General features: G+C 54.2%; 1 protein-coding gene. It reads left to right on the plus strand.

Annotated features, from left to right (window positions below):
* On the plus strand, positions 1-592 hold a 592-nt coding region (locus IV91_RS16265; RefSeq protein ID WP_035418592.1), incomplete at both ends, for an N-6 DNA methylase.

The raw sequence follows: 592 nt of genomic DNA on the forward strand, positions 1-592 counted from the left end.
TATGCAAGGCGTGGTGGACATTCTGGAGTCTCACCAGATCAGCAAGGAAGCCGATACCCTGCAAAAGTTCTACGATAGCGTGAAGATGCGGGCTGAAGACATCGACAACGCCGCCGGAAAGCAGAAAATCGTGGTGGAACTCTACGACAAGTTCTTCCGCAACGCATTTCCCAGGATGTCCGAACGACTGGGTATTGTCTATACCCCGGTGGAAGTGGTGGACTTCATCATTCACAGTGTGAACCACATCCTCAAGGTGGAGTTCGATCAGACCCTGGGCAGTCCGGGGGTGCATATTCTGGACCCGTTCACGGGAACCGGGACCTTCATCACCCGGCTGCTCCAGAGTGGCCTGATTACCCCAGAAGAACTGCCCTACAAGTACCAGAATGAGATCCACGCCAACGAGATCGTGCTGCTGGCCTACTACATTGCCGCCATTAACATTGAGGCGACTTACCACGGCATCGTGGGGGGGGAGTACAAACCCTTCGAGGGCATTTGTCTGACGGACACTTTCCAGCTCTACGAGAAGGAAGACCTAGGGGATGCCATGCTGGTCCAGAACAGCAACCGAAGAAGAAAACAGAGG

It is taken from the genome of Ferrovum myxofaciens (genome assembly GCF_000735045.1).
Taxonomy (GTDB): domain Bacteria; phylum Pseudomonadota; class Gammaproteobacteria; order Burkholderiales; family Ferrovaceae; genus Ferrovum; species Ferrovum myxofaciens.